The following is a 23,999-nucleotide window of genomic DNA, read 5'->3' on the forward strand; positions in this document are numbered from 1 at the left end:
GGTGGTTCGACCAGCCTCGGGGCTGTGCGTTCAGTGGCGGCGAATTATAGGGGAGCCGGTCGGGAGGGTACAGGCTTGTGCCCGTCGCTCTGGTAAACTGCCGGCCTTTATTGCCCTGCCGAGTGTTGTTCGTGTCGAGTTTTCCTGCTTTTCGGCGTTATCCACGATGAACCATGCCCCCAACGCCGTCGCCCGTCTGCGCGACCAGCGCGAAGATGAGGGCATCAAGCCGATTCAGGCCCGTGGCTTTCGCTCCGAACGTTGCCGCGACTGCCGGGTGATCATCAGCCATTGCCTGTGCGCGTGGCGCCCGAGCGTCGACACCCGTTCGGGCGTGTGCCTGATCATGACCGGCAAGGAAGTGTTCAAACCGAGCAACACCGGTTGGCTGATCGCTGATGTGGTGCGCGATAACCACGCGTTCATCTGGTCGCGCACCGAGCCCGATCCGCAGATGCTCGCACTGCTCAATGACCCGCAATGGCAGCCGTACCTGGTGTTTCCCGGCGAATACGTCGAGCCGTCGCGGGTGACCAACACCGTCGCTGTCGATAGCAGCAAGCGCCCGCTGTTTATTCTGCTCGACGCAACGTGGACTGAAGCGCGGAAGATCTTCCGCAAGAGCCCGTATTTCGACCGTTTGCCGATCTTGAGCCTGCTGCCCGACAAACTCTCGCGCTACCGCTTGCGCCGTTCGACCCGCAGCGAACATCTGTGCACCGCCGAAGTGGCTGCGCTATGTCTCGAACTGGCGGGTGACAGCGACGCGGCTTCTGCGCTGGACGCCTATTTCGACGTGTTCAGCCAGCACTACCTCGGTGCCAAGCAACAACTGGACATGAATGAATCGACCCCCGCGCACGCCGAGCTGCTGCCCTATATACGAAAGCCGCAGCCGGAGTTGGCCCAATAGTGGCCCATACTGTACGCAGTGGCGGCCGTGCTGCTTGACCACCCTGTCTTCGCTGGGCATGCTTGGCGCCGATTAGGGTGCGGCCAAGGTTTGAAACGCCGTGTTTGCTGTTGATTGGCGTTGAACGTGCCCCTGTGGATATCGCTTCAAAAGCGGCATCTTGAGTTGCTTTGGCCAGACCGGAATGCACCGCGTCTGCCATCAAAAAACAGGATCATTTGAAAAATGGCCACATACGACATCCTGATTGCCGATGATCACCCTCTGTTTCGTAGCGCTCTGCATCAAGCGGTGACGCTGGGCCTTGGCCCGGATGTACGCTTGGTTGAAGTGGCGAGCATCGCCGAACTGGAAACCCGCCTGACCGAAAAGGCTGACTGGGATCTGGTCCTGCTGGACCTGAACATGCCCGGCGCCTATGGTTTTTCCGGGCTGGTGCTGCTGCGCGGGCAATACCCGCAGATTCCGGTGGTGATGGTTTCGGCGCAGGAAGAAGCGTCGGTGATGGTCAAATCCCGTGAGTTCGGCGCCAGTGGCTTTATTCCCAAGTCCAGCGACCTCAGCGTGATTCAGGAAGCCGTGCGCAAAGTGCTCGATGGCGATGTGTTCTGGCCGCCACAAGCCTTCGAAGCGGTCGCCGTTTCCGATGAAGCCAAAGCCGCCAGTGACGGGCTCGCCAGCCTGACCCCGCAGCAGTTTCGCGTGCTGACCATGGTCTGCGAAGGTCTGCTGAACAAGCAGATTGCCTACGAGCTGAGCGTGTCGGAAGCGACCATCAAAGCCCACGTCACCGCGATCTTTCGCAAGCTGAATGTGCGCACTCGCACGCAAGCGGCTTTACTGCTGCAACAACTTGAGTCAATTCCGAGCCAATAAAGGCTGGCGTCTTCACGCTTTTTTGACTTTTGTTGATCTAGCTTTCCCACTCCTTTTTGGTTGGTTTCTACCTTATGTCACCTTTCAAGGGCCAGACCGGCCTGAAACGCATCCTCAACGCCTCCGGTTACTCGCTGGACGGTCTGCGCGCAGCCTTCACCGGTGAAGCGGCATTCCGCCAACTGGTGTTGCTCAATGTGGTGCTGGTTCCGTTGACGTTTTTTCTGAATGTCAGCCGTGTCGAGCAGGCCGTGCTGATTGCCGTGTGCCTGCTGGCGCTGATCGTCGAGCTGCTGAATTCGGCGGTGGAAGCGGCCATCGACCGCATCTCGCTGGAACTGCACCCACTGTCGAAGAACGCCAAGGACATGGGCAGCGCCGCGCAATTCGTCGCGCTGAGCATGATCGGCCTGGTGTGGGCAGTGATTCTGCTTTAAGCGATCGTCGGCAAAACGATCTCGTCGCTGCGCTGCACCCCGGCGGTGAACGCGCGGCACAGCTCAAGAAACTCGCGCATGGCAGAGGTCTGGTACTTCTGCTTGTGCCAGATGAAGTAAAACTGCCGGGCCAGGTCCAGGTCCGGCGTTTCCACCGGCACCAGACTGCCGCGTCGAAACGCATCGCGCAGCGCCAGCCGCGAAATACAGCCAATCCCCAGTCCTGACTCCACCGCGCGTTTGATCGCTTCGGTGTGTTCCAGCTCCAGACGGATATTCAGCGCACTGCGATGGTGACGCATGGCCTGATCGAAGGTCAGCCGTGTGCCGGAACCTTGTTCGCGCAAAATCCACGCTTCATGCGTCAGCTCTTCCATGGTTGCGCTGCCGCGCTGGGCGAGCGGATGTTGCGGCGCACAGAACACCACCAGTTCATCCTCGACCCAGCTCTGCACTTCGATGTCCGGGTGGCTGCAATCGCCTTCGATTAGACCCAGATCAATTTCGTAATGAGCGACTTGTTGCACGATATTGGCAGTGTTCTGCACATGCAGCTTCACCTGACTTTCCGGGTGACGCTGCATGAAGCTGCCGATCAGCAGCGTCGCCAGATAATTGCCGATGGTCAGCGTCGCGCCCACCGACAGTGAGCCGAAACCGGATTTGCCGTTGAGCAAGTCTTCGATTTCCTTGGCCTGATCGAGCAGGGCTACCGCCTGCGGCAGCAGCTGTTTACCGAGGGCGTTGAGGCTCAGTCGCTTGCCGGCGCGGTCGAACAGTTGGCAGCTGGACTGGCGCTCCAGTTCGGTGATCGAGGTGCTGGCGGCCGACTGCGAGAGGTTGAGCAGACCCGCAGCACGGGATACGCTTTCCTGCTGGGCGACGGCGACGAAGACTTGCAGTTGACGGAGAGTAAATCGCATATCGATATAACCGATAACCCTTATCTTAATAATCCAGTTAACAGATATTGTCGTCGCTATTAGAATGCGATGCAATTGCGCACCGTCGCCTTCAAAAGCCAGCGCAGACCCAATCTCCAGGAGTCAAACGTACATGAGCAACATGAACCACGAGCGTGTCCTCAGTGTTCATCACTGGAACGACACTCTGTTCAGCTTCAAGTGCACCCGCGATCCGGGCCTGCGCTTCGAGAACGGTCAGTTCGTGATGATCGGCCTGCAACAGCCTAACGGCCGCCCGCTTATGCGCGCTTACTCGATCGCCAGCCCGAACTGGGAAGAGCATCTGGAGTTCTTCAGCATCAAGGTGCAGGACGGCCCGCTGACCTCGCAGTTGCAGCACTTGAAGGAAGGCGACGAGATCATCATCTCGAAGAAGCCTACCGGCACTCTGGTGCTCGACGACCTGAATCCTGGCAAGCACTTGTACCTGCTGAGCACCGGCACCGGCCTGGCGCCGTTCATGAGCGTGATTCAGGACCCGGAAACCTACGAGCGCTTTGAAAAAGTGATCCTGGTTCACGGTGTGCGTTACGTCAACGAAGTCGCCTACCGCGAATTCATCACCGAGCACCTGCCGCAGAACGAATTCTTCGGCGAAGCGCTGCGTGACAAGCTGATCTATTACCCAACCGTGACCCGCGAGCCTTTCGAGAATCAGGGCCGTCTGACCGATCTGATGCGCAGCGGCAAGCTGTTCAGCGACATCGGTCTGCCACCGATCAACCCGCAGGACGACCGCGCGATGATCTGCGGCAGCCCGAGCATGCTCGACGAGACCAGCGAAGTGCTCGACAGCTTCGGCCTGAAGATCTCGGCGCGGATGCGCGAGCCGGGTGATTACCTGATCGAGCGTGCGTTCGTCGAGAAGTAAACATCACGGAAAAGCCCCCATTGCCTGAATTGGCAATGGGGGCTTTTTTATGGCCGAAACATTTCCCTGTAGGAGCTGCCGCAGGCTGCGATCTTTTGACTTTGATTTTTCAATGCAAGATCAAAAGATCGCAGCCTGCGGCAGCTCCTACATGAGCGACGCATCAGGCGTCGGCGGGGATAACTTCGAGTACGCGGATCTGTTCGGGCGTCGGGTAATGCCAGCGCACATCCAGATCCCAGAACTGCGCGCCATATTCACGCTCCGGCGCTGGCGTCTGGTATGCCGGTCGCGGATCCTGGGCCAGACACTGTTCGATCAGCTCAACCAATGGCTCGTCGAGGCGCTGAGCGTGTGTATGCGCTTGTTGCAGCGCCAAGTCCGTCCACTGCACCTCAATCAGCTGTGGCGCGGCGCTGGCGATGCTGTTGGCGGCGTTAGGGACGATATCGGCGTATGGCACGTAAGGTTTGATGTCGAGCACCGGCGTGCCGTCGAGCAGGTCGATACCGGAGATAAACAGCCGATTGGCTTCGACCTTGTCCAGTTTCACCACGGATTGACCGATCCCATTAGGACGGTGCGTGGCGCGGGTGGCAAACACGCCCATGGACTTGTTGCCGCCTAGTCGCGGTGGGCGGACTTTCAGCCGTGGTTTTTCTTCCAGTGCCTGATGAAACAGGAACAGCAGCCACACATGACTGACCTGTTCCAGGCCTTGCACGGCGTCACCCTGATCGAACGGCGCCACCAGTTCCAGCACGCCACGGGCGGCGGGGGCCAGTTGTGGTTGGCGGGGGATGGCGAATTTCTCCTTGAAGCAGGAGCGCACGAAGCCGATGGGGGAGACGCTGTAAGTCATGGTTTGCATTCGAAGCGGAGCGGGGTGGGCATGATAACCCGGCGGGCCTCAAGTCTGGTGGTGACAGCGCTGGCGCCATCGCTGGCAAGCCAGCTCCCACAGGGTTCTCGAGCGTTCTCGTAACCGTGTACACCGAAGAACCTGTGGGAGCTGGCTCGCCAGCGATAGCCGCACCGCCAATGTCAGAGGCTGAACCCACCATCCAACGGAATTATATTCCCGGTCATATAAGCCCCGGCCGTACTCGCCAGACTGATCGCCAACGCCGCCATCTCCTCTTCACGCCCCCAACGCTTCATCGGAATCAGCGCCGTGTCCTCAGCCAACGCCTGCTGATCATTGCCAATATGCTGAGTCATCTTGCTCGGAAACCGCCCCGGCGCGATCACATTGACGTTGATGTGCTGACCCACCAGTTCGCGAGCGAGAATCCGCGACAATTGGTGTAGGGCGGCTTTACTCGGCCCGTAGGCATAGGCCTGCTCACCAAAGGAAGAAATACCGGCCACCGAACCAATGTTGATAATCCGCGCCGGATTCGCCGCCGAGCCTGCCTTGCGCAACAGCGGCAGAAATTGCTGGATGCAGGTGAACACCGAGGTCACGTTGAGCTGCATGACCTTCTCCCAGCCCTTGACCGGGTAACTCTCCAGCGGGGCGCCCCAAGTAGTGCCCGCGTTGTTCACCAGAATATCCAGATGGGTGATTTGCTCGCCCAGCCGCGCGGCCAGCTCCTGTACGCCTTCTTCCGTCGCCAGATTCGCCGCCACGCCATGACATTTGCCCAAGGCGCCAAGTTCTTCAGCGGTTTGATGGCAGGCCTCGGCATCGCGCGAGCAGACGTAAACGCGCGCGCCAGCCTCGACAAAGGCTTTGGCGATCATTTTGCCGATACCACGAGTGCCGCCGGTCACCAGAGCGGTGCGGCCTTGCAGGGAGAAATACGGGTGCATGGCGAGTCCTGAAGATTAGGGATCAGTACACCCTAGTCGTCAGCCACGAAAAGCGGAGCCACTATTTTCTAACGGAATGGAGGGCCATGCGGCCAGCTTCGAGTTGCAAGCTACAAGCGGCAAGTTAAAGCAGGGTTGCAGCTTCAACTTGCAGCTTGCGGCTCGAAAACTGTTTTACGCTCTCACGCGCAGCGTGAGCCCTTTGAGGAAGTTACGCAGCAACTGGTCGCCGCACGGGCGATAGTTGGTGTGGCCAACCTTGCGGAACAATGCGCTCAGCTCAGGCTTGGACACCGGGAACTCGGCAGCCTTGAGAATCGCGTGCATGTCGTCTTCTTTCAGTTCGAAGGCCACGCGCAGCTTTTTCAGAATGATGTTGTTGGTCACCGGCACTTCGATCGGCTGCGGCGGACGGCTTTCGTCCTTGCCACGCTTGAAGATCACCAGGCCGTCGAGGAAGTGCGCGATGACTTCATCCGGGCAGCGCACGAAACCTTCTTCGTCTTCTTCTTTCTTGTCGAGCCAGGTCACAACGTCGGCGAGCGCTACTTCCATGCCGCCGAGCTTGATGATCTCGACAACCTTTTTGTCGCTGATGTCGAGCATGTAGCGCACGCTGCGCAATACGTCGTTATGAATCATGTGAGTAATCCTGATAAGCGTTGTGGGCAGCACGCTGGCGCGCTGCCGGAATGTGTGGCGGCAGTGGAAGCCTTAGAACTTCTCTTTGCCGGACAGGTAGCGCCATTGGCCGACCGGGACTTTGCCGATCGAGACGCCGCCGATGCGGATGCGGCGGATGCCGACGACCTTGAGGCCGACCGCTTCGCAGAACTGGGCGATGATCCCCGGCTGCGGGTTTTTCATGGCGAAGCGCAGACGGTTTTCGTTCTGCCAGCTGGCCTTGACCGGCGGCAGCTCCTTGCCCTTATGGGTGAGGCCGTGCTGCAGGCGATTGAGGCCGTGAGCGACCATGTCACCTTCGACTTCCACCACGTATTCCTGCTCGATCTTCGCGGCGTCGGCGGTGAGCTTGCGCAGGATTTTCCAGTCCTGGGTGAACACCAGCAGACCGCTGGCCTTGGCCTGCAAGTCGGCACTGGCGGTGAGGCGCAGGAAGTGCCCACGCAGGGGGCGCTTGCTGAAGCGGTGTTCTTCGCTGAGGGTTTCGGCGCTGAGCGACTGCATGGCGGTATCGATGTCCATGCCAGCAGGGGCATTGAGCAGGATGGTCACCGGCTCCGGCGCAGTGGCCTGGGCGTCCTTGTCGAGTTCGACCTTTTGGTCGCCGACCTTGAATTGCGGCTCGTCAATCACTTCGCCATCCACGGTGACCCAGCCGCCCTCGATGAACAGCTCGGCCTCCCGGCGGGAGCAACCGACCAGTTCGATGAGGCGTTTGGAGAGGCGAATCGGGTCAGTCATGACAGGGCCGTAACAAAAAAGGGGTGGGCATTGTACCTGTGTGGCGCCGGTTAAGCCCGGTTCCATTTACACGGTGTCCGTATTCCCTGTGGGAGCTGGCTTGCCAGCGATGGCATCACCTCGGTGGATCTTTCAGACCGAGGCGTCTGCATCGCTGGCAAGCCAGCTCCCACAGGAGTTCCTTGGTGTGTCAGGCGTGGCTTGAGCGTTGTTGATTTTGCCGTAGGCGCATATGTAACAACGGGTACGGCTGACCCATGCCATCCACTTCAGAGCGGCCGATCACTTCAAAACCCTGTTTGAAGTAGAAACCCAGTGCCTGCGGGTTCTGTTCGTTGACGTCGAGTTCATCGGCGTTCAGGTGCTGCATCGCGTAGTTCAGCAGTTTTTTTCCCAGACCCTGACCGCGATGCTCGGGATCGATGAACAGCATCTCGATCTTGCCCGCCGCGACACCGGCAAACCCGGTGATGCGCTGGTCGGCGTCCTTGGTGCAGATCAGCATCACCGCATCCAGATAACGCGTGAGTACCAGATTGCGCAGCAACTCGATATAGCTGTCCGGCAGAAAATCATGGGTGGCGCGGACCGAGGCCTCCCAGACCCGGGTCAGTTCCTGATAATCGCTGAGTTTCGGCGTGTGGATGACCGAATGGTGACGCATGCCCGTTGGCCTCTTGTTCGTTTCAAGGGAGTCCGTCCCCCGCTAAACGATAGCCGTAAAAAAGCCCCGCATCTTGTAAAAAGAGCGGGGCTTTTCAATACAGCGTTATCGCGAATCCCTGTAGGAGCTGACGAGTGAAACGAGGCTGCGATCTTTTGATCTGGTTTTTTCACATCAAGATCAACAGATCGCAGCCTTCGGCAGCTCCTACAGGGTATGCGGTGTTAGATCTGTTCAGCCCACAGGTCATATTCGTCAGCGTCAGTCACTTTGCACCAGACCTTGTCGCCCGGCTTCAGGTTGCTGCCGTTGTCGATGAACACGTTGCCGTCGATTTCCGGGGCATCGAAGAAGCAGCGGCCAACCGCGCCTTGCTCGTCGACTTCGTCCACCAGCACTTCGATTTCACGGCCAATGCGCATTTGCAGGCGTGCCGAGCTGATCGCTTGCTGGTGCGCCATGAAGCGATCCCAACGATCCTGCTTGACCTCGTCCGGAACGATTTCCAGATCCAGATCATTGGCCGGAGCGCCTTCAACCGGCGAGTACTGGAAGCAGCCAACGCGGTCGAGCTGGGCTTCGGTCAGCCAGTTCAGCAGGTACTGGAAGTCTTCTTCGGTTTCGCCCGGGAAGCCGACGATGAAGGTCGAACGGATGATCAGGTCCGGGCAGATTTCGCGCCAGTTCTTGATACGCGCCAGGGTCTTGTCTTCGAACGCCGGGCGTTTCATCGACTTCAACACTTTCGGGCTGGCGTGCTGGAACGGGATGTCCAGGTACGGCAGGATCTTGCCGGCGGCCATCAGCGGGATCAGTTCGTCAACGTGCGGGTACGGGTAAACGTAGTGCAGGCGGACCCAGACGCCGAGGGTGCTCAGCGCTTCACAGAGTTCGGTCATGCGGGTTTTCACCGGCGCGCCGTTCCAGAAACCGGTGCGGTATTTCACGTCAACGCCGTAAGCGCTGGTGTCTTGCGAAATCACCAGCAGCTCTTTAACGCCGGATTTGACCAGACGCTGAGCTTCGTCGAGCACATCGCCAACCGGACGGCTGACCAGTTTGCCGCGCATCGACGGGATGATGCAGAACGAGCAGCTGTGGTTGCAGCCTTCGGAAATCTTCAGGTAGGCATAGTGGCGCGGGGTCAGCTTGATGCCTTGCGGCGGCACCAGGTCGATCAGCGGGTTGTGATCTTTACGCGGCGGCACGACTTCGTGCACGGCGTTGACCACTTGCTCGTACTGCTGCGGACCGGTCACGGCCAGCACGCTCGGGTGCACGTTGCGGATGTTGCCTTCTTCCACGCCCATGCAACCGGTGACGATCACCTTGCCGTTTTCCTTGATCGCTTCGCCGATCACTTCCAAAGACTCAGCCTTGGCCGAATCGATGAAACCGCAGGTGTTGACGACTACAACGTCGGCGTCCTGATAGGTGGACACCACGTCATAACCTTCCATGCGCAGCTGGGTCAGGATGCGCTCGGAGTCGACCAGTGCTTTCGGGCAACCCAGAGATACAAAGCCAACCTTTGGATTGGCCGGCGCAGGAGTGGTGGACATGTCTAACCTCGGTATTTTGTGACATCGCTTTCTGGGTGGGAAAGCCGACGGACGGGCGCTTAGGGCGCGCCTCTGATCAAAAAGTGCGCAATTCTAGCGGCGAGCAACGCACTTGACCAGCTTTATGCAGGGAAATACGACGAGTGCTGCGCTATGCTTCGCGCCGATGAGCTTTACCAATTTTTTACAGTCAACAAAACGTCTGTAACAACAGGTAAAACAGCGCATGCTGCACCACAAAGCATAGTGCTTCATTCAAAGAAGCCGGTTCTAAAATCAGGAGTGTTGGATGGGTCAGGCAAGTAGTCATGCGGCAGGCGCCGAGGGTTCGGCCTCCAGGCCGCTGAGCATGCTGGTCGCGGCGGTCGGGGTAGTCTACGGCGACATCGGCACGAGCCCGTTGTACACCCTCAAAGAAGTGTTTTCCGGCGGTTACGGCGTACCGGTCAACCACGACGGCGTGCTGGGCATTCTGTCGTTGATCTTCTGGTCGCTGATCTGGGTCGTGTCGATCAAATACATGATGTTCGTGCTGCGCGCCGACAACCAGGGCGAGGGCGGCATCATGGCGCTCACCGCACTGGCACGGCGTGCGGCGGGGCATCGCAAGAAGCTGCGTTCATTATTGGTGGTCTGCGGACTGATCGGCGCGGCGCTGTTTTACGGCGACAGCATGATCACCCCGGCGATTTCCGTGCTGTCGGCGATTGAAGGTCTGGGGCTGGCATTCGATGGCATCGACCATTGGGTGGTGCCGCTGTCGCTGGTGGTGCTGGTCGCGTTGTTCCTGATTCAAAAACACGGTACGGCGCGGATTGGCATTCTGTTCGGGCCGATCATGGTCACCTGGTTTCTGGTGCTCGGCGCCCTCGGCGTCTACGGCATCAGTCACACCCCGGAAGTGCTGCATGCGATGAACCCGATGTGGGCGGTGAATTTCTTCGTCGTCCATCCAGGCATGGGCGTGGCGATCCTCGGCGCCGTGGTGCTGGCGTTGACCGGTGCCGAGGCGCTGTACGCCGACATGGGCCACTTCGGGCGCAAGCCGATTGCCCGCGCCTGGTTCATCCTGGTCTTGCCGGCGCTGGTGCTCAACTACTTCGGTCAGGGCGCTCTGTTGCTGGACAACCCGGACGCGGCGCGCAACCCGTTCTACCTGTTGGCACCGAGCTGGGCTTTGATTCCACTGGTCGGTCTGTCGACCATGGCCACGGTGATCGCCTCGCAGGCGGTAATTTCCGGCGCGTTCTCCCTGACGCGTCAGGCGATTCAGCTCGGCTACATCCCGCGCATGTACATCCAGCACACCTCCAGCGACGAGCAGGGCCAGATCTATATTGGCGCGGTGAACTGGGCGCTGATGGTCGGCGTTGTATTGTTGGTGCTGGGTTTCGAATCCTCCGGCGCACTGGCCTCGGCTTACGGCGTGGCGGTGACCGGCACCATGCTGATGACCACGATTCTGGTGTCGGCGGTAATGCTGCTGCTGTGGAAATGGCCACCGATCCTTGCGGTGCCGGTGTTGCTCGGCTTCCTGTTGGTGGACGGCCTGTACTTCGCCGCCAACGTGCCGAAGATCGTTCAGGGCGGTGCATTCCCGGTGATCGCCGGTATCGCGCTGTTTGTGCTGATGACCACCTGGAAGCGCGGCAAACAACTGCTGGTCGAACGCCTCGACGAAGGCGCGCTGCCGCTGCCGATTTTCATCAGCAGCATTCGTGTGCAACCGCCGCATCGGGTGCAGGGCACCGCCGTTTTCCTGACAGCGCGCTCCGACGCCGTGCCGCATGCGTTGTTGCACAACTTGCTGCACAACCAGGTACTGCATGAGCAAGTGGTGTTGCTGACCGTGGTCTACGAAGACATCCCCCGCGTACCGCCATCGCGGCGTTTCGAGGTCGAAGCGCACGGGGAGGGCTTCTTCCGGGTGATCCTGCACTTCGGCTTCACCGACGAACCGGACGTGCCGCAGGCGTTGAAGCTGTGCCATCTGGAAGATCTGGATTTCAGCCCGATGCGCACCACCTACTTCCTCAGCCGCGAAACGGTGATTGCCTCGAAGCTGGAGGGCATGGCGCGTTGGCGTGAGGCGCTGTTTGCGTTCATGTTGAAGAATGCTAATGGCAATTTGCGCTTCTTCAATCTGCCGTTGAACCGGGTGATTGAGTTGGGGACGCAGGTGGAGATGTAAGCCTGGCTTCAACTGAAAAGCCCTCGTTGGCCTAGTGGCTGGCGGGGGCTTTTTTGTGTCCGCTGATAAACCTCAAATCCACCACAAATCCCCTGTGGGAGCTGGCCTGCCAGCGATGAGGCTGGCACATTCAGAATCAATGTCGACTGAATCACCGCCATCGCTGGCAAGCCAGCTCCCACAAGGTTATGAGGTGGGTTCAGCCTGTTCGGTTTCTGATTCGGTTTCGGTCTTCGTCCGCGCAGGTCGTGGCATCAGTGTCTGTATCACATCATCAAGCAAAGCCTTGCCCATCACCGTCAGGTAATGCGCAGCCCAGGCATGGCGGTCGGTGTCTCTGATGAAGGCGGCGTCTTCTGCGAAGGATTTGGCGAGGTATAGCAGGTCGGAGGATTGGGACAAGGCATCGATGATCGGGATGCCGGCGCGGACATTGAAGAACGCTTGATCCGCGTTGTAGAGGAAAGGGGTGAAGCCGATGGTTGTAAGGTCTGAAGGCGTTGACGGAATTTCTTTGCTCATTGTTTTACTCCCTAAAACGAGGAGCTGCCTCATTCGTTACCACACGAATGGGTGGCAGCTGTACGCAGGGTGGTAAACCGGGAGAGCAAAGAAACCGGCAGACCCGAAGGTCTCCCACGTACAGCTGCCATGACAGTGAATTACAGGCGTAAAAGAACGCCTGATGTCGTGATGGAGCACTGTTGCACTTTGCCTAACCGGGTTACCACACCCGATCGCTGAATGGGTCAGCGACGTCCGGAGAGTATCCCGTCAAAAAACAGCGCAATAGAGCGGCAAAGCGCCCGAACACGAGTTTCGGAGTTTGCCTACAAGGTCTGTGGGCGTCATCTGATATTGCGAGACTGGAAGTAAACGATACTAAACGTCACGCACGAACCGTCGTGTGCAAATCATTCAGGTACGTATGACCGCATCAGCGGAACAAAAGGGACAGGATGAACCGAAGGACCTTCGGATCGAAAAGAAGGCCAGTGAACGATTGCTCATCTTTGATCTGGCCCACGCAATCAGCCATGACGATATGCGGGCAAGGTATGCCGCGATAAGTGATCCACCCAAGGGCTTGACGACCCTCCCTGGGTAGTGAGACAAGTGTCCACGTTTTATGGAATGTGGACACTTGGGGTTTGGAGCTAAATGAAGAGTCAAGACATTTTGCTTTTGTTCAAAATGGCCAGTCTCCACGCTCAGGAAGAGAATCTCTTGGGTAAGATGGAGGCGGAATCCAATTCGGACAGGGTCGAAGAGCTGATCAAGCCTTATGTCGTCAGCCGAATGACCGCAGGGGAGAGTGTGGGGAAACCCTTGGTCACCTATTCCACTGATGGGGAAGACACAATCTTCCGTCGCCGCGAATTCGACTCGTCATTCGCTGATGGTGCTGGCTGGGAGGGATGGGCGGAACCAGCAATTGATACACCTCTGACAAGTTGGAGTGAGCGGTACTCTCTGCGTGCGCTGTCTGCCTCTCTCGGACTGAGCAAAAGCGAAGTCTCAAATGCTCTCGCCCGATGCCGGGAATCCGGATTGCTCATCCATGACTACGACACCGGGCTTGCCAAGGTGAACCGCCGGGAACTACTGAAAATTACCGAGCACGCGCTGAAGTACTTCTTCCCGGTCAAGGCAGGCGCGATGGTTCGTGGCATACCCACGGGCTTTGCGGCACCTGCGCTGTCCAAAAGCATCAAGAGTGCGGGTGGTTTGATTCCGGTCTGGCCCGATGCGCAGGGAACCGAGCGAGGCCAAGCGATAGAGCCGCTTTACAAAACAGTGCCGGAAGCGGTGAAAAAAGACCGGATCCTGTACCACTATCTGGCGCTCGCTGATGCAATCCGTCTGGGGGGGCCGCGTGAGTGTGGTGTGGCAATCAGTATTCTGAAGGCAGGGATGGGGCTGAAATAACATGTCGTCAAACGCGGATCACAACTACGAGCTTATTGAGTTCGTGGCTGAAGGCTTGGGCGAGGCGTTTCTCGCCGAAGTTGCTTTTGTTGGCGGTTGCACAACCACCATGCTGGTTACAGATACAGCGGTGCTGGACGACATTCGTTTCACTGATGACGTTGATCTAGTGATCGAGTTGGCCGGAGTCAGCGCTTGGAACCATCTGACCGAACGGCTGGCGGCCAAGGGATTCAAGATCACCGGTGAGGACGAGGTTAATTGTCGTTTTCGCTTCAATGACGTTGTCGTGGATGTCATGCCTTCCGACCCTGCAGTGCTCGGCTATGCCAACCGCTGGTTCGTCGAGGGGCTGGCGAGGGCGGATAAATTCACCCTGCCCAGCGGCACGGTCATCCAGGTATTCCAGCCCGCGTATTTTCTGGCGACGAAACTGGAAGCTTTCGCCGGTCGGGGAAATGGTGATCCTTATCACAAGGATGTCGAGGACATGATCATCTTGATCGATGGTCGGCCTGAGCTGTTGGAGGAGGTGCGCCAGGCTGACGAAGACCTCAAGGCGTTCATCACCAAGGGAATCCAAAAGCTGATGGCGCTCGATGGGGTTGGCTACGTGATCGAAAGTTCAGGCTCGGTGCAGGCGAATCCAGGCAGAGGGCAGATTATTCACAGGCGTATGAAAGCGCTGGCCAGCGCATGAGATACCTCTCCCGATCAATCACTGGGCAAGCCAGCAGAGCAAATAATGACTATGCCGGAGCGACCTGTGAGGGTGACGGTGGTTTTTTTGTTGTCACGGATGGCACTTCCAGGCGCGGCAGTGGACAGTTGGCTGAAAGCTTCGTAAGCGGCATGTTGGCGGCTCATTCCACACAGATGGAGCAGGGGAGCTATCCTGCAGAGCCCGCAGCTGTTGAGCGTCTATTGGGTTCAATACTGGCGGATTTCCATGCGTCGTTGCCTGCTGATCAGGCGGGAGCCATCTGTTACTTGATTGGCTTGGTCGCTCATGGCCGACTCACCGTTGCATACGAAGGTGACTGTTCATGCGGGATTGTGACGCTGGCGGGAGCCATCGAGTGGATTACGCCACCTCACTGCAAGGCCAATTGGCGGCGCGACCGTTCGCACTGTGAGTTGGCGCAAGACCCCGCGCGAAATTCGGTAACACGATGCTTGAAGATCAATCGGGTTCCGAACCCTGACTTTGTTTGGTGTGGACTGGACGCTGTTGAGCGCCTGGTATTTGTCACTGATGGCTTTTGGGCGGACTTGACGCAAGCCCAGCAAAGCAGTTTGTTGGCGGCACCGGATAGCGACTTTAGCGTTGGCGACGATGATGTCACGTGGATAGATGTTCAGCTTGGCCGGTGAGACTGACGAGCTGTCTGAATCCAGCGCCATCCCTTGTAGGAGCGAGCCTGCTCGCGAAGGCGTAGTGTCAGTCGACGAATCTGTAAACGGACCCACCGCTTCGCGAGCAGGCTCGCTCCCACAGGGGATTTAGGTGGCTGCTGGAATGTAAAAAGCCCCCGCAACTGCGAAGTTGCGGGGGCTTTTTATGGGCGTGGCTCAGATCACTCTTCGGCGACCGAGTCCTTGCTCTGGCGCTTCTCGATCAAATCCACCAAGCGCTTGGCTAGCGCCGGGTAGTTCTCGTCGAAGTGGTGGCCGCCGGGCAGTTTCACTGCTTCGCCAACAGCAGTCTTGTCCGTGCAGCCACTTTCATCGGTTTCTTCTTCACCATAGATGCACACGACCTTGGCCGGTGGCAGTTTGGCCATTTCCGGCCCGGTGGCGGCTTCTTTGCCGGCGTTGCCCAGCCAGCCTTCGACTTCGATTTCGAAGCTGCCAGTGCGGGCGAAGGCCAGCAGGATGATCGCGTCTACGCGTTGCTGCTCGGTGTCTGGCAGACGGTTGTAGATCGCCGGCAGGACGTCAGCACCGAACGAGTAACCGGTGAGGATGAAGCGTTTGGTGCCCCATTTCTGCCGGTAGTGCTGCATCAGTTCGGTCAGGTCCAGGGCGCTTTGCTCCGGGCTCTTGTGCTGCCAGTAGTAGCGCAGAGTGTCGATGCCGACGACCGGATAGCCGATCTTGGCCATTTCACCCGCCACGTCGCGGTCGAGGTCGCGCCAGCCGCCGTCACCGGAGAGGAACAGGGTCACGGTGTCTTTGGCCTGACCGGCCGGCACTTCAACCACCGGAATCGCCAGGCCGCCATTGGCCTTGTCGCCGCCGACGAGGATCTTGCGCAGTTCGTTGTTGAGCACTTGCGGCAGGTTGATGTCGTAGTCGCTGATGCTGGTTTCGGCGTTCGGTTGATCGCGCACGAAACCTGCGCTGGCGTCGTCCGGGTTGTCGTTCCACGCTGCCAGCCAGTGGCCGTGGGCGGCGGATTTCGGCAGCAGGTGGGTACAGCCACCTTTTTCCAGAGCAAGGTCGACGGACACAGCTTGCGCCTTGTCGTCTTTCTGTTCTGCGAGCCAGCGCCAGGCCAGTACGGCGCCTGGGCCGATGCCGCTGACCAGCGTGGCCGGGCCATTCAGTTCACGCAGACCCGACTGCAGAGCGCGGCTTTGCAGCAGGCAGTCTTTCGGCAGAATCACTTGAACGATCTGCGCCGAAGCGCTGCGGCTCAGGGTGGTCAGTTGTTTTTCGGAGAGTTTCTGGTCGTCGTTGACGGCTACCAGCACCTGCGCCTTGGGCTTGGTGCCGGGAATGACGCGGGTCATGGCCGCGCCATCGGCCGGAGTCAGCTGTTCTACGGTCGGTTCCGGTGCCGGACGTTTGAGGTACCAGTAACCGCCGCCGGCAATCACGGCCAGCACGATCAGTGCGGCCAGGATGTACTTCAGGGAGCGTTGAATCATCAGCGTTTCACCAATCCAGTCAAGCCGCCCGCGATCAGGGCAGCAGTGTCGGCCAGCGCCACCAGCGGATCGAGTCCGGCGGGCACGGCCATATAACGGGGTTCCCAGTCAGGCTGGAACTTGTCTTTGAAGCGGCGCAAGCCTTGGAAGTTGTACAGCTGCTCACCACGGCGGAAAACCATCGAGCCCAGACGCTGGGTCAGCGGTGCACCACGCCGGGGTTGCAACCCCGACAACGGCACCATGCCCAGGCTGAAACGCGCGTATCCGTGACTCTTATAATGTTGAATCAGGCCGACCATCATGAATTCCATGGTCAGCTTCGGCGCATCCGGGTGCGCGCGCATCAGGTCGAGACTGGCCAGGTCATGGCTGTAGGTCTCGAGCAGGTTGGCGAACGCCACCGGGCGGCCTTCGAAGCGAATCACCGCGATGCGGAAATGCTTCAGGTAATCGTCGCTGAAACGGCCGAGGGAGAAGCCTTTCTCACGCACATTCTTGCCGGTCAGCCATGCATCGGAAATCACTTTCAGCTCATCCATCGGCGCCTGACCCGGTTCGTGTATTTCCAGCGACAAGCCATCGCGGGTGCCACGGTTCCAGGTGTAACGCAGATCTTTCATCTCTTTGCCCTTGGCTTCCAGGTCAAAGCGATGCAGATCGACTCGGGCTTCTTCGCCGAGTTTGATCGCAGTCAGGCCGATGTCCATGTAGTACGGCAGGTTCTCCGCACGCACCTGGTAGAACACCGGGCGAGCGTGGTGAATATCGCAGAGGTCGCGGAACTGCCAGATCATCTCGGCACGTTGCTGGCCGGGGCCGATCGGGTCATACAGCGCAACTAGGCTGCGGCCACGGCGTGCGTACATCAGGAAGGCTTCGTCGTTCTGGTGAAACAGCAACGCCTTGTCACCGGTCAGCGCGAGGCCACCATCGGGTTGCGACGACGCCATCAGGATCTTCGCCGCGCGATCGAGTTCTTCAGGCGTCGGCAAATGAATGACCGGGCGCGCGGTGCGCAGCAGCCAGGTCAGCGCGATCACCAGCAACAGCACAGCGGCACCGAGCAGCGAGCGCAGGCCTCGCGGCGCGTCAGCATCCAAGGTGAACTGCCACCACAGCTGATGGCTGTACGGCACGTCTTGGTAGGCGAACAGCAGCAACCACGTCGAGGCACCGAGTACGCACAGGCTGGCCACCATATACAGCGGCGAGAACGGCAGTTCGGTCAGGCGGCTCGGGCGATAGAACGAGCGGCGGAACACACCGAGCAGCGCTGCCGTCAGTGTCATCAGCGTGGCTTCTTCCCAGTCGAAACCTTTGAGCAGCGAGAGCAGGGCGCCGACCAGCAGCAGAATGGTGGTGAGCATCCACGCCGCCGACAGGCGACGGCGCAGGCCCTGAGCGAGCATCAGGCAGAGCACGCCGATCAGGCTGGCGCCGAAGTGCGAGGCGTCGACCAAGCGATGCGGGATCAGAAAACCGATGTGTTCCAGACGTGTGTCGATTTCAGGGGTGGCGCCGGAAAACAGCAGCACCACGCCAGACAAGAACACCAGCACCGCCAGAATCGGCGCGGCCAGACCGGATGCCGCACGCATGGTCTGGGTCTGGAACAGGCGCTGGCCTTCGTTGATCAGCAGGAATACGCAGGCGACCAGCAGCGGTAACACCACGTAGATCAGGCGATACAGCAGCAGCGCCGCGGCCAGTGGTGCGGCACCGAGCTTGTCGGCGAAAGCGGCCAGCAGAATCGCTTCGAACACACCGACGCCGCCGGGTACGTGGCTGAGTACGCCGGCCGCCAATGCCAACAGATACACCAGCAGGAATGCACCGAACGGCGGCGCTTCTGGCAGCAACAGATAAAGGACCGTGGCAGCAGCCGCAACGTCGAGGGCGGTAATGATCAGTTGCAGGAAAGTCAGGCGACGCCCCGGCAAACGCAGCGTGCGGCGGCCAACCCTGACCAGCAGGTTGTCGCGCAACGGTTGTTCCGGCAGGCGCCGACGGTAGATGCCGATAGCCAGCACTGCGCCAAGCAACAGCACGACAGCGGCGACAGTGCCCAGCAAACCTTCGGACAAACCTAGCGCTTGAGAGGCAGCAGGCAGGTCGCTCAGCGTTGCCAGTGCAGCCAGCGGCGGCAAGGCGCAGCCCAGCGACAAACTGGCGAACAAGGTCATGTGCGCGACTTCCGACGCCCCTAGACCTAAACGCGCATATAAACGGTAGCGCACCGACCCGCCGGACAGCAGCGACAGGCCGATTGCATTGCCAATCGCGAACGCGGTGAATCCGCCCAGCGCCAATGTGCGCGGTGGCAAGGTTACGCCCGCATAGCGGCTGGCCGACCATTCGTAGCCGAGCAGAATAATGAAGCCGACCACGGTCGCAGCGAAGGCGCCGAGCAGGGCGGGTTTCGGCACGTCGAGAATCGAGTCGTGCAAGGCATCGAGATCGAGTTCGGCGAGCAGATGACGACAGGCAATCAGCGCAATCGCGAACAGCAGCAATGTGACCGCCAGACCGATCGGTTGACGATATTTGCTCAACCGATCCAGCAAGCGCAGGCGCTCGGGTTTGATCGGATGTTCCGCTGTGACGGTGTCTTGTGGATCAGACGAGTTGGCGCGCATCAATCACCTCTTGGATTGTGCGCGACAGGATGGAGGTATCCAGCCAAGTTACCAATCCCTGTAGAAAAAAATAATCACAAAATACTACGCCTCTCCCCGGGTATCGGCGAGGGCAGTTCCTGGATTGCAGAAGCCTTGCCTGCGACTCAAGCATAGTCGCAAGTCAGAACGTCTGAAGATCCCAAGCGGTTCACTGCACAGTGACAGATCATTGTTGCGAAAGGACTTTTTCAACAGATACAAAAAAGGCCACTCTTTCGAGTAGCCTTTTTTGATGTTTGGTTGCGGGAGCCGGATTTGAACCGACGACCTTCGGGTTATGAGCCCGACGAGCTACCAGACTGCTCCATCCCGCGTCTGTGTGGCGGCATTTTACAGACGAACGACGGGGTGTCAACCGCTAATCCCGTAAAGGGTCAAATAAGTGTGATATCGCGTCAAACGGTCGCAGGTGGAGGCTTAAGTTTCGGAAATGCAAAGAATTCCTGTTTGGCGGCCGCTTCTCGATAAGAAGAGGAAATCCACAAAACAGACGCGCACAAAAAAGGCCACTCTTTCGAGTAGCCTTTTTTGATGTTTGGTTGCGGGAGCCGGATTTGAACCGACGACCTTCGGGTTATGAGCCCGACGAGCTACCAGACTGCTCCATCCCGCGTCTGTGTGTCGGCATTCTACAGAGGAACGCCGGGGTGTCAACCCGCAATCTGAATAAAATCTGTTGAGGTTCAATCGGTTAGCGTTTTTTCTCGGGTGTTTTTCCGGGCGCAGGGCAGGCAGGGCAAGGCTTTCAGCTCTATTGACGGCCGTTTGTCGATTGAGAAAATAAATTCAAAGTTCTTTTCCTACACGAGCAAAAGAACATTCGTACCACTGGTGCTATATACAGGTGTCAGTGAGATACTGCCGATCCGGCTCGCCACGTTTCCTTTTCTGACATGACTCAGCGAAAAATCATCCACATCGACTGCGATTGTTTCTACGCCGCCATCGAGATGCGCGATGACCCGCGTCTGGCGGGCAAGCCGTTGGCGGTGGGTGGTTCGGCGGACCGGCGTGGGGTGATTGCTACCTGCAATTATGAGGCGCGGGCTTACGGTGTGCGCTCGGCGATGGCTTCGGGGCATGCCTTGAAGTTGTGTCCGGACCTGACCATCGTCAAGCCGCGAATGGACGCCTATCGCGAAGCCTCGAAAGAAATACACACGATCTTCAGCGATTACACCGACCTGATCGAACCGCTGTCGCTGGATGAGGCCTATCTCGACGTATCCGACAGTGCGCATTTTGGCGGCAGCGCCACGCGAATCGCTCAGGACATCCGTCGCCGGGTCTCCAATCAATTGCACATCACCGTGTCGGCGGGTGTGGCGCCGAACAAGTTTCTGGCCAAAATCGCCAGCGACTGGAAAAAGCCCAACGGTTTGTTTGTGATTACGCCGGATCAGGTCGAAGACTTTGTCAGTGGTTTGCCGGTGAGCAAGTTGCACGGTGTCGGCAAAGTCACCGCCGACAAGCTGGGCAGGCTCGGTATCGTTGATTGCTCGCAGTTGCGTGAGTGGAACAAGTTGGCGCTGGTGCGCGAATTCGGCAGCTTTGGCGAGCGATTGTGGAGTCTGGCTCGTGGGATTGATGACCGTTTTGTGCACAACGACAGTCGGCGTCAGTCAATCAGTGTGGAAAACACCTACGACGTTGATCTACCGGATCTGCGCAGTTGCCTGGATAAGCTGCCCGAGCTGCTGGAAACCCTGAAAACCCGCATGGCAAGGATCGACAGCAGCTATCGACCGGGCAAGCCGTTCGTCAAAGTGAAGTTTCATGACTTTACCCAGACGACACTGGAGCAGGCCGGGGCAGGGCGGGATCTGGGCAGTTATCAATTGATGCTGACGCAGGCGTTCAATCGCGGCGGTAAACCGGTGCGGTTGTTGGGGGTTGGGGTGCGGCTCGAGGATTTGCGCGGAGGGTTTGAGCAGATGGAGTTGTTTGAGCGGTAGATTTGCGGCGTATGGCAGATAGTCATCGCGGGCAAGCCCGCTCCCACAGTGTTCGATGGTGAAACACATATTGTGTGAACACCCATAAACCCTGTGGGAGCGGGCTCGCCCGCGATGCTGTTAGCTTTTAATTCGGGCCAGGATCCGCCACCAGGCGCCCGGCATCCTTGGTCAGCGACTTGAGAAACTCAGTCTGCAACTCAGGATCGTTACGCGTCAGTTCGATCAGGCTTTGTTCCAGTTCACTGGCTTCTTCTTCCAGACCCAGTTCCGACAGACGCTTGACCCGGTGCACCCACTGGCTCACTTCGTCGTCTTCCAGGTCGTCGTAAATCAGCCCGTGCGCTTCCAGCAGCTTGCCGCGCAGGTGACTGCTGATCAGCAGCGATGAATCGGAATGCACGTCATCCTTGGCGTCTTCGACGCTGATCTGCAATTTGCCGACATGATTGAGATCATTTTCGGCAAAAGGACTGTCCAGCAGGTTCAGACGCAGCACGCCGTTGCGGTCAGTGGTCATGTCGAAGGTCTGTTTGCCAGCCTTGACCTGTACCGGGCGCTCGCTCCACGGCAGGCTCGAATACTCCGTGCGCTTGTCGCGCTGGACTTCATCGATACCCGCGAGGTTTTGCTGCGCACGACCGTTGGACTGCACGTTCATGAATGGATTGAGCCCGGCAAAACCGTAGCTCAGCCAGTCTTTGGTGACGCTGTCCGGCAAGTTGCCCAAGGCAAAGACGTTGACCACGTTGGCGCCGACGCCACCGACCACGGCCACCACGCCCAGCGGGATCTCGTAGACCTCCCGCCAAGGCTGGTATGGGGTGTAGCGGTCATAACGACGGGTGACCTCGAACTCGGTGACTTCAAAAGTCTTCTGTTCGTTGATCTTCACGCGTCGCTGCGGCAGCTCAAGCGCCTTAGGCTCACCGACATCAATCTGCAGGCTGTGGTCGAGCAATTTTCGCTCGACCCGCTCTTCGTGCTCGCTGCGTTGTGACATGTGATTGGCACAGCCGCTGACCAGCAGGGCACCGCACAGGGCGGTGCCACCGAGGCCTAAGGTGTTTCGCTTGAACATGACGTCTCTATCTGGTTTCAGCGGCGGATACGGGCCTGCAGGAAGGACAGTACATCGGCGACCGGCAATGCTTGCGCTTCGCCTTCGGTACGACTCTTGTATTCCAGGTTGCCTTCGGCGAGGCCGCGGTCGCTGACCACGATCCGGTGTGGAATGCCGATCAGCTCCATGTCCGCGAATTTGATGCCCGGGCTGGTTTTCTTGTCGCGATCGTCCAGCAGCACTTCGAAGCCGGCAGCCGTCAGTTCGGCATACAGCTTGTCGGTGGCTTCGCGCACCTGCTCGGTTTCATAGCGTAGCGGCACCAGAGCGATCTGGAACGGCGCCAGTGTGTCGCTCCAGATGATGCCGTTTTCGTCGTTGTTCTGCTCGATGGCGGCTGCTACCACGCGGGATACGCCAATGCCGTAGCAACCCATTTCCAGGGTCACTGGCTTGCCGTTCTCGCCCAGCACTTCGCACTTCATCGCTTTGCTGTACTTGTTGCCCAGCTGGAAGATGTGCCCGACTTCGATGCCGCGTTTGATTTCCAGCGTGCCTTTGCCGTCCGGGCTTGGGTCGCCGGCGACAACGTTACGCAGGTCAGCCACGGTTGGAACTGGCAGATCGCGCTCCCAGTTCACGCCGAAGTAGTGCTTGTCGTCGATGTTCGCGCCGATACCGAAGTCGCTCATCAGCTCGACCGAACGGTCGATGATGATTGGCAGTGGCAGGTTCAGCGGGCCGAGCGAACCGGCGCCGGCGCCAATGGCGTCACGCAGTTCGGCGTCGGTGGCCATGACCAGCGGGTTGGCCACGCCAGGTTGCTGGGCGGCCTTGATTTCGTTGAGCTCATGGTCGCCACGGATGACCAGCGCGATCAGCTTGCCTTCTTCTTCGGCGCGCACGATCAGGGTCTTGATGGTCTTTTCAATCGGCAGATTGAATTTTTCCACCAGTGCGGCGATGGTCTTGGTGTCTGGTGTATCGACCAGACGCAGCTCTTCAGTCGGTGCTGGACGCGAGGTTTCGCGTGGCACGGCTTCGGCTTTCTCGATGTTGGCTGCGTAGTCGGAACCGTTGCTGAAGACGATGTCGTCTTCGCCGGATTCGGCCAGTACGTGGAACTCGTGCGAGCCGGCGCCGCCGATCGAACCGTTGTCGGCTTCCACCGGACGGAATTTCAGGCCCAGACGCGTGAAGATGTTGCAGTAGGCTTCATGCATGCGGTCATAGGTGATCTGCAACGACGCCTGATCCGCGTGGAAGGAGTACGAGTCCTTCATGATGAATTCGCGGCCGCGCATCAAACCGAAACGTGGACGGATTTCGTCACGGAATTTGGTCTGGATCTGGTACAGGTTGATTGGCAGCTGTTTGTAGCTGCTCAACTCGTTGCGCATCAGATCGGTGATCACTTCTTCGTGGGTCGGGCCCGCGCAGAAGTCGCGACCGTGGCGGTCTTTGATGCGCAGCAGCTCAGGGCCGTACTCTTCCCAGCGGCCCGATTCCTGCCACAGCTCGGCCGGTTGGGTGCTCGGCATCAACACTTCGAGAGAGCCGGCAGCGTTCATTTCTTCACGAACGATGGCTTCAACCTTGCGCATCACCCGCAGGCCCATGGGCAGCCAGGTGTACAGGCCGGAGGCGAGCTTGCGGATCATGCCGGCGCGCAGCATCAACTGATGGCTGATTACGACCGCATCGGAAGGCGTTTCTTTCTGTGTGGCGAGCAAAAATTGACTGGTGCGCATGGTTGGCCGTTGTCGGTTGCTATGACTG

21 protein-coding genes and 2 tRNA genes are annotated in these 23,999 nt (G+C 58.8%); 9 read left to right on the forward strand and 14 right to left on the reverse strand.

Annotated features, from left to right (window positions below; all coding sequences use genetic code 11):
- The first annotated feature begins 166 nt into the window (after positions 1-166).
- The 3 genes from AC3Y64_RS05970 (at position 167) to AC3Y64_RS05980 (ending at position 2,226) form a co-directional block, all read left to right on the forward strand.
- Positions 167-913, forward strand: coding sequence for a tRNA-uridine aminocarboxypropyltransferase (locus AC3Y64_RS05970; RefSeq protein WP_489986768.1), 747 nt, complete (start codon positions 167-169; stop codon positions 911-913).
- A gap of 225 nt (positions 914-1,138) precedes the next feature.
- Complete coding sequence (erdR, locus tag AC3Y64_RS05975; protein ID WP_158960756.1) at positions 1,139-1,789, forward strand: response regulator transcription factor ErdR; 651 nt, start codon at positions 1,139-1,141, stop codon at positions 1,787-1,789.
- A gap of 74 nt (positions 1,790-1,863) precedes the next feature.
- Complete coding sequence (locus tag AC3Y64_RS05980; RefSeq protein ID WP_489986769.1) at positions 1,864-2,226, forward strand: diacylglycerol kinase; 363 nt, start codon at positions 1,864-1,866, stop codon at positions 2,224-2,226.
- On the opposite strand, the gene AC3Y64_RS05985 is transcribed toward AC3Y64_RS05980, so the two are convergent.
- Positions 2,223-3,149, reverse strand: a complete 927-nt coding sequence (locus AC3Y64_RS05985) for a LysR family transcriptional regulator (RefSeq protein ID WP_034154937.1) — start codon at positions 3,147-3,149, stop codon at positions 2,223-2,225. The two genes, AC3Y64_RS05980 and AC3Y64_RS05985, sit on opposite strands and share 4 nt — an antisense overlap.
- A gap of 133 nt (positions 3,150-3,282) precedes the next feature.
- Between AC3Y64_RS05985 and fpr the strand changes: the two genes are divergently transcribed.
- Positions 3,283-4,062 carry a ferredoxin-NADP reductase gene (gene fpr, locus AC3Y64_RS05990; protein ID WP_007908723.1) on the forward strand — a complete coding sequence of 260 codons (780 nt, stop codon included), beginning with the start codon at positions 3,283-3,285 and terminating at the stop codon, positions 4,060-4,062.
- Between the two features lie 163 nt (positions 4,063-4,225).
- On the opposite strand, the gene tsaA is transcribed toward fpr, so the two are convergent.
- From tsaA to rimO, 6 genes are all read right to left on the reverse strand, one after another.
- On the reverse strand, positions 4,226-4,924 hold the full coding sequence (tsaA, locus tag AC3Y64_RS05995; RefSeq protein ID WP_489986770.1) for a tRNA (N6-threonylcarbamoyladenosine(37)-N6)-methyltransferase TrmO: 699 nt from the start codon (positions 4,922-4,924) through the stop codon (positions 4,226-4,228).
- A gap of 182 nt (positions 4,925-5,106) precedes the next feature.
- Positions 5,107-5,877 carry an SDR family oxidoreductase gene (locus AC3Y64_RS06000; RefSeq protein WP_489986771.1) on the reverse strand — a complete coding sequence of 257 codons (771 nt, stop codon included), beginning with the start codon at positions 5,875-5,877 and terminating at the stop codon, positions 5,107-5,109.
- 174 nt (positions 5,878-6,051) lie between these two features.
- Complete coding sequence (locus tag AC3Y64_RS06005; protein ID WP_034154940.1) at positions 6,052-6,519, reverse strand: YehS family protein; 468 nt, start codon at positions 6,517-6,519, stop codon at positions 6,052-6,054.
- Positions 6,520-6,591: 72 nt separating this feature from the next.
- The gene (locus tag AC3Y64_RS06010) at positions 6,592-7,302 is read right to left on the reverse strand and encodes an rRNA pseudouridine synthase (protein ID WP_489986772.1); all 711 of its coding nucleotides are present in this window, start codon (positions 7,300-7,302) and stop codon (positions 6,592-6,594) included.
- A gap of 190 nt (positions 7,303-7,492) precedes the next feature.
- On the reverse strand, positions 7,493-7,966 hold the full coding sequence (locus AC3Y64_RS06015; protein WP_489986773.1) for a GNAT family N-acetyltransferase: 474 nt from the start codon (positions 7,964-7,966) through the stop codon (positions 7,493-7,495).
- A gap of 224 nt (positions 7,967-8,190) precedes the next feature.
- A complete protein-coding gene (gene rimO / locus AC3Y64_RS06020; protein ID WP_008088939.1) occupies positions 8,191-9,528 on the reverse strand; it encodes a 30S ribosomal protein S12 methylthiotransferase RimO in 1,338 nt (445 codons plus the stop codon).
- A 349-nt stretch (positions 9,529-9,877) separates the two neighbouring features.
- Here rimO and AC3Y64_RS06025 point away from each other — a divergent pair, with 349 nt between their 5' ends.
- Positions 9,878-11,719 carry a potassium transporter Kup gene (locus AC3Y64_RS06025; protein ID WP_489987930.1) on the forward strand — a complete coding sequence of 614 codons (1,842 nt, stop codon included), beginning with the start codon at positions 9,878-9,880 and terminating at the stop codon, positions 11,717-11,719.
- Positions 11,720-11,905: 186 nt separating this feature from the next.
- Here the strand turns inward: AC3Y64_RS06025 and AC3Y64_RS06030 are convergent, their stop codons facing one another.
- Complete coding sequence (locus AC3Y64_RS06030; protein WP_489986774.1) at positions 11,906-12,241, reverse strand: DUF3077 domain-containing protein; 336 nt, start codon at positions 12,239-12,241, stop codon at positions 11,906-11,908.
- Positions 12,242-12,880: 639 nt separating this feature from the next.
- Here AC3Y64_RS06030 and AC3Y64_RS06035 point away from each other — a divergent pair.
- From AC3Y64_RS06035 to AC3Y64_RS06045, 3 genes are read left to right on the forward strand one after another with little or no spacing between them, the layout of a single operon-like run.
- Positions 12,881-13,648, forward strand: a complete 768-nt coding sequence (locus AC3Y64_RS06035) for a MarR family transcriptional regulator (RefSeq protein WP_489986775.1) — start codon at positions 12,881-12,883, stop codon at positions 13,646-13,648.
- A 1-nt stretch (position 13,649) separates the two neighbouring features.
- Positions 13,650-14,348 (forward strand): nucleotidyl transferase AbiEii/AbiGii toxin family protein, encoded by a 699-nt coding sequence (locus tag AC3Y64_RS06040; protein ID WP_489986776.1) that lies wholly within the window; start codon positions 13,650-13,652, stop codon positions 14,346-14,348.
- On the forward strand, positions 14,345-15,022 hold the full coding sequence (locus AC3Y64_RS06045; protein WP_489986777.1) for a serine/threonine protein phosphatase: 678 nt from the start codon (positions 14,345-14,347) through the stop codon (positions 15,020-15,022). The genes AC3Y64_RS06040 and AC3Y64_RS06045 overlap by 4 nt, the downstream gene beginning before the upstream one ends.
- Before the next feature lie 203 nt (positions 15,023-15,225).
- On the opposite strand, the gene AC3Y64_RS06050 is transcribed toward AC3Y64_RS06045, so the two are convergent.
- From AC3Y64_RS06050 to AC3Y64_RS06065, 4 genes are all read right to left on the reverse strand, one after another.
- Entirely contained in the window at positions 15,226-16,521 is a 1,296-nt protein-coding gene (locus tag AC3Y64_RS06050; protein ID WP_489986778.1) for a virulence factor family protein, read from the reverse strand.
- Entirely contained in the window at positions 16,521-19,160 is a 2,640-nt protein-coding gene (mprF, locus tag AC3Y64_RS06055) for a bifunctional lysylphosphatidylglycerol flippase/synthetase MprF (RefSeq protein WP_489986779.1), read from the reverse strand. The genes AC3Y64_RS06050 and mprF overlap by 1 nt, the downstream gene beginning before the upstream one ends.
- A gap of 279 nt (positions 19,161-19,439) precedes the next feature.
- Positions 19,440-19,516: transfer RNA gene (locus tag AC3Y64_RS06060), tRNA-Met, on the reverse strand.
- A 222-nt stretch (positions 19,517-19,738) separates the two neighbouring features.
- A tRNA-Met gene (locus AC3Y64_RS06065) sits at positions 19,739-19,815 on the reverse strand.
- Positions 19,816-20,095: 280 nt separating this feature from the next.
- Between AC3Y64_RS06065 and dinB the strand changes: the two genes are divergently transcribed.
- Positions 20,096-21,157, forward strand: a complete 1,062-nt coding sequence (dinB, locus tag AC3Y64_RS06070) for a DNA polymerase IV (RefSeq protein WP_489986780.1) — start codon at positions 20,096-20,098, stop codon at positions 21,155-21,157.
- A 127-nt stretch (positions 21,158-21,284) separates the two neighbouring features.
- On the opposite strand, the gene AC3Y64_RS06075 is transcribed toward dinB, so the two are convergent.
- Together AC3Y64_RS06075 and AC3Y64_RS06080 are read right to left on the reverse strand one after the other, a co-directional pair.
- Positions 21,285-22,238, reverse strand: a complete 954-nt coding sequence (locus tag AC3Y64_RS06075; RefSeq protein ID WP_122591489.1) for a hypothetical protein — start codon at positions 22,236-22,238, stop codon at positions 21,285-21,287.
- A gap of 17 nt (positions 22,239-22,255) precedes the next feature.
- Complete coding sequence (locus AC3Y64_RS06080) at positions 22,256-23,971, reverse strand: proline--tRNA ligase (RefSeq protein WP_489986781.1); 1,716 nt, start codon at positions 23,969-23,971, stop codon at positions 22,256-22,258.
- Positions 23,972-23,999 lie beyond the last annotated feature (28 nt).

The sequence above is a fragment of the Pseudomonas sp. 4CAES_32.4 genome, from assembly GCF_058136335.1.

What these genes read in the sequence shown, in the direction of transcription:
- AC3Y64_RS05970 (WP_489986768.1), top strand. Translation starts at nt 167, where the DNA reads ATGAACCATGCCCCCAACGCCGTCGCCCGTCTGCGCGACCAGCGCGAA.
- erdR (WP_158960756.1), top strand. Translation starts at nt 1,139, where the DNA reads ATGGCCACATACGACATCCTGATTGCCGATGATCACCCTCTGTTTCGT.
- AC3Y64_RS05980 (WP_489986769.1), top strand. Translation starts at nt 1,864, where the DNA reads ATGTCACCTTTCAAGGGCCAGACCGGCCTGAAACGCATCCTCAACGCC.
- AC3Y64_RS05985 (WP_034154937.1), bottom strand. Translation starts at nt 3,149, where the DNA reads ATGCGATTTACTCTCCGTCAACTGCAAGTCTTCGTCGCCGTCGCCCAG.
- fpr (WP_007908723.1), top strand. Translation starts at nt 3,283, where the DNA reads ATGAGCAACATGAACCACGAGCGTGTCCTCAGTGTTCATCACTGGAAC.
- tsaA (WP_489986770.1), bottom strand. Translation starts at nt 4,924, where the DNA reads ATGACTTACAGCGTCTCCCCCATCGGCTTCGTGCGCTCCTGCTTCAAG.
- AC3Y64_RS06000 (WP_489986771.1), bottom strand. Translation starts at nt 5,877, where the DNA reads ATGCACCCGTATTTCTCCCTGCAAGGCCGCACCGCTCTGGTGACCGGC.
- AC3Y64_RS06005 (WP_034154940.1), bottom strand. Translation starts at nt 6,519, where the DNA reads ATGATTCATAACGACGTATTGCGCAGCGTGCGCTACATGCTCGACATC.
- AC3Y64_RS06010 (WP_489986772.1), bottom strand. Translation starts at nt 7,302, where the DNA reads ATGACTGACCCGATTCGCCTCTCCAAACGCCTCATCGAACTGGTCGGT.
- AC3Y64_RS06015 (WP_489986773.1), bottom strand. Translation starts at nt 7,966, where the DNA reads ATGCGTCACCATTCGGTCATCCACACGCCGAAACTCAGCGATTATCAG.
- rimO (WP_008088939.1), bottom strand. Translation starts at nt 9,528, where the DNA reads ATGTCCACCACTCCTGCGCCGGCCAATCCAAAGGTTGGCTTTGTATCT.
- AC3Y64_RS06025 (WP_489987930.1), top strand. Translation starts at nt 9,878, where the DNA reads ATGCTGGTCGCGGCGGTCGGGGTAGTCTACGGCGACATCGGCACGAGC.
- AC3Y64_RS06030 (WP_489986774.1), bottom strand. Translation starts at nt 12,241, where the DNA reads ATGAGCAAAGAAATTCCGTCAACGCCTTCAGACCTTACAACCATCGGC.
- AC3Y64_RS06035 (WP_489986775.1), top strand. Translation starts at nt 12,881, where the DNA reads ATGAAGAGTCAAGACATTTTGCTTTTGTTCAAAATGGCCAGTCTCCAC.
- AC3Y64_RS06040 (WP_489986776.1), top strand. Translation starts at nt 13,650, where the DNA reads ATGTCGTCAAACGCGGATCACAACTACGAGCTTATTGAGTTCGTGGCT.
- AC3Y64_RS06045 (WP_489986777.1), top strand. Translation starts at nt 14,345, where the DNA reads ATGAGATACCTCTCCCGATCAATCACTGGGCAAGCCAGCAGAGCAAAT.
- AC3Y64_RS06050 (WP_489986778.1), bottom strand. Translation starts at nt 16,521, where the DNA reads ATGATTCAACGCTCCCTGAAGTACATCCTGGCCGCACTGATCGTGCTG.
- mprF (WP_489986779.1), bottom strand. Translation starts at nt 19,160, where the DNA reads ATGCGCGCCAACTCGTCTGATCCACAAGACACCGTCACAGCGGAACAT.
- dinB (WP_489986780.1), top strand. Translation starts at nt 20,096, where the DNA reads ATGACTCAGCGAAAAATCATCCACATCGACTGCGATTGTTTCTACGCC.
- AC3Y64_RS06075 (WP_122591489.1), bottom strand. Translation starts at nt 22,238, where the DNA reads ATGTTCAAGCGAAACACCTTAGGCCTCGGTGGCACCGCCCTGTGCGGT.
- AC3Y64_RS06080 (WP_489986781.1), bottom strand. Translation starts at nt 23,971, where the DNA reads ATGCGCACCAGTCAATTTTTGCTCGCCACACAGAAAGAAACGCCTTCC.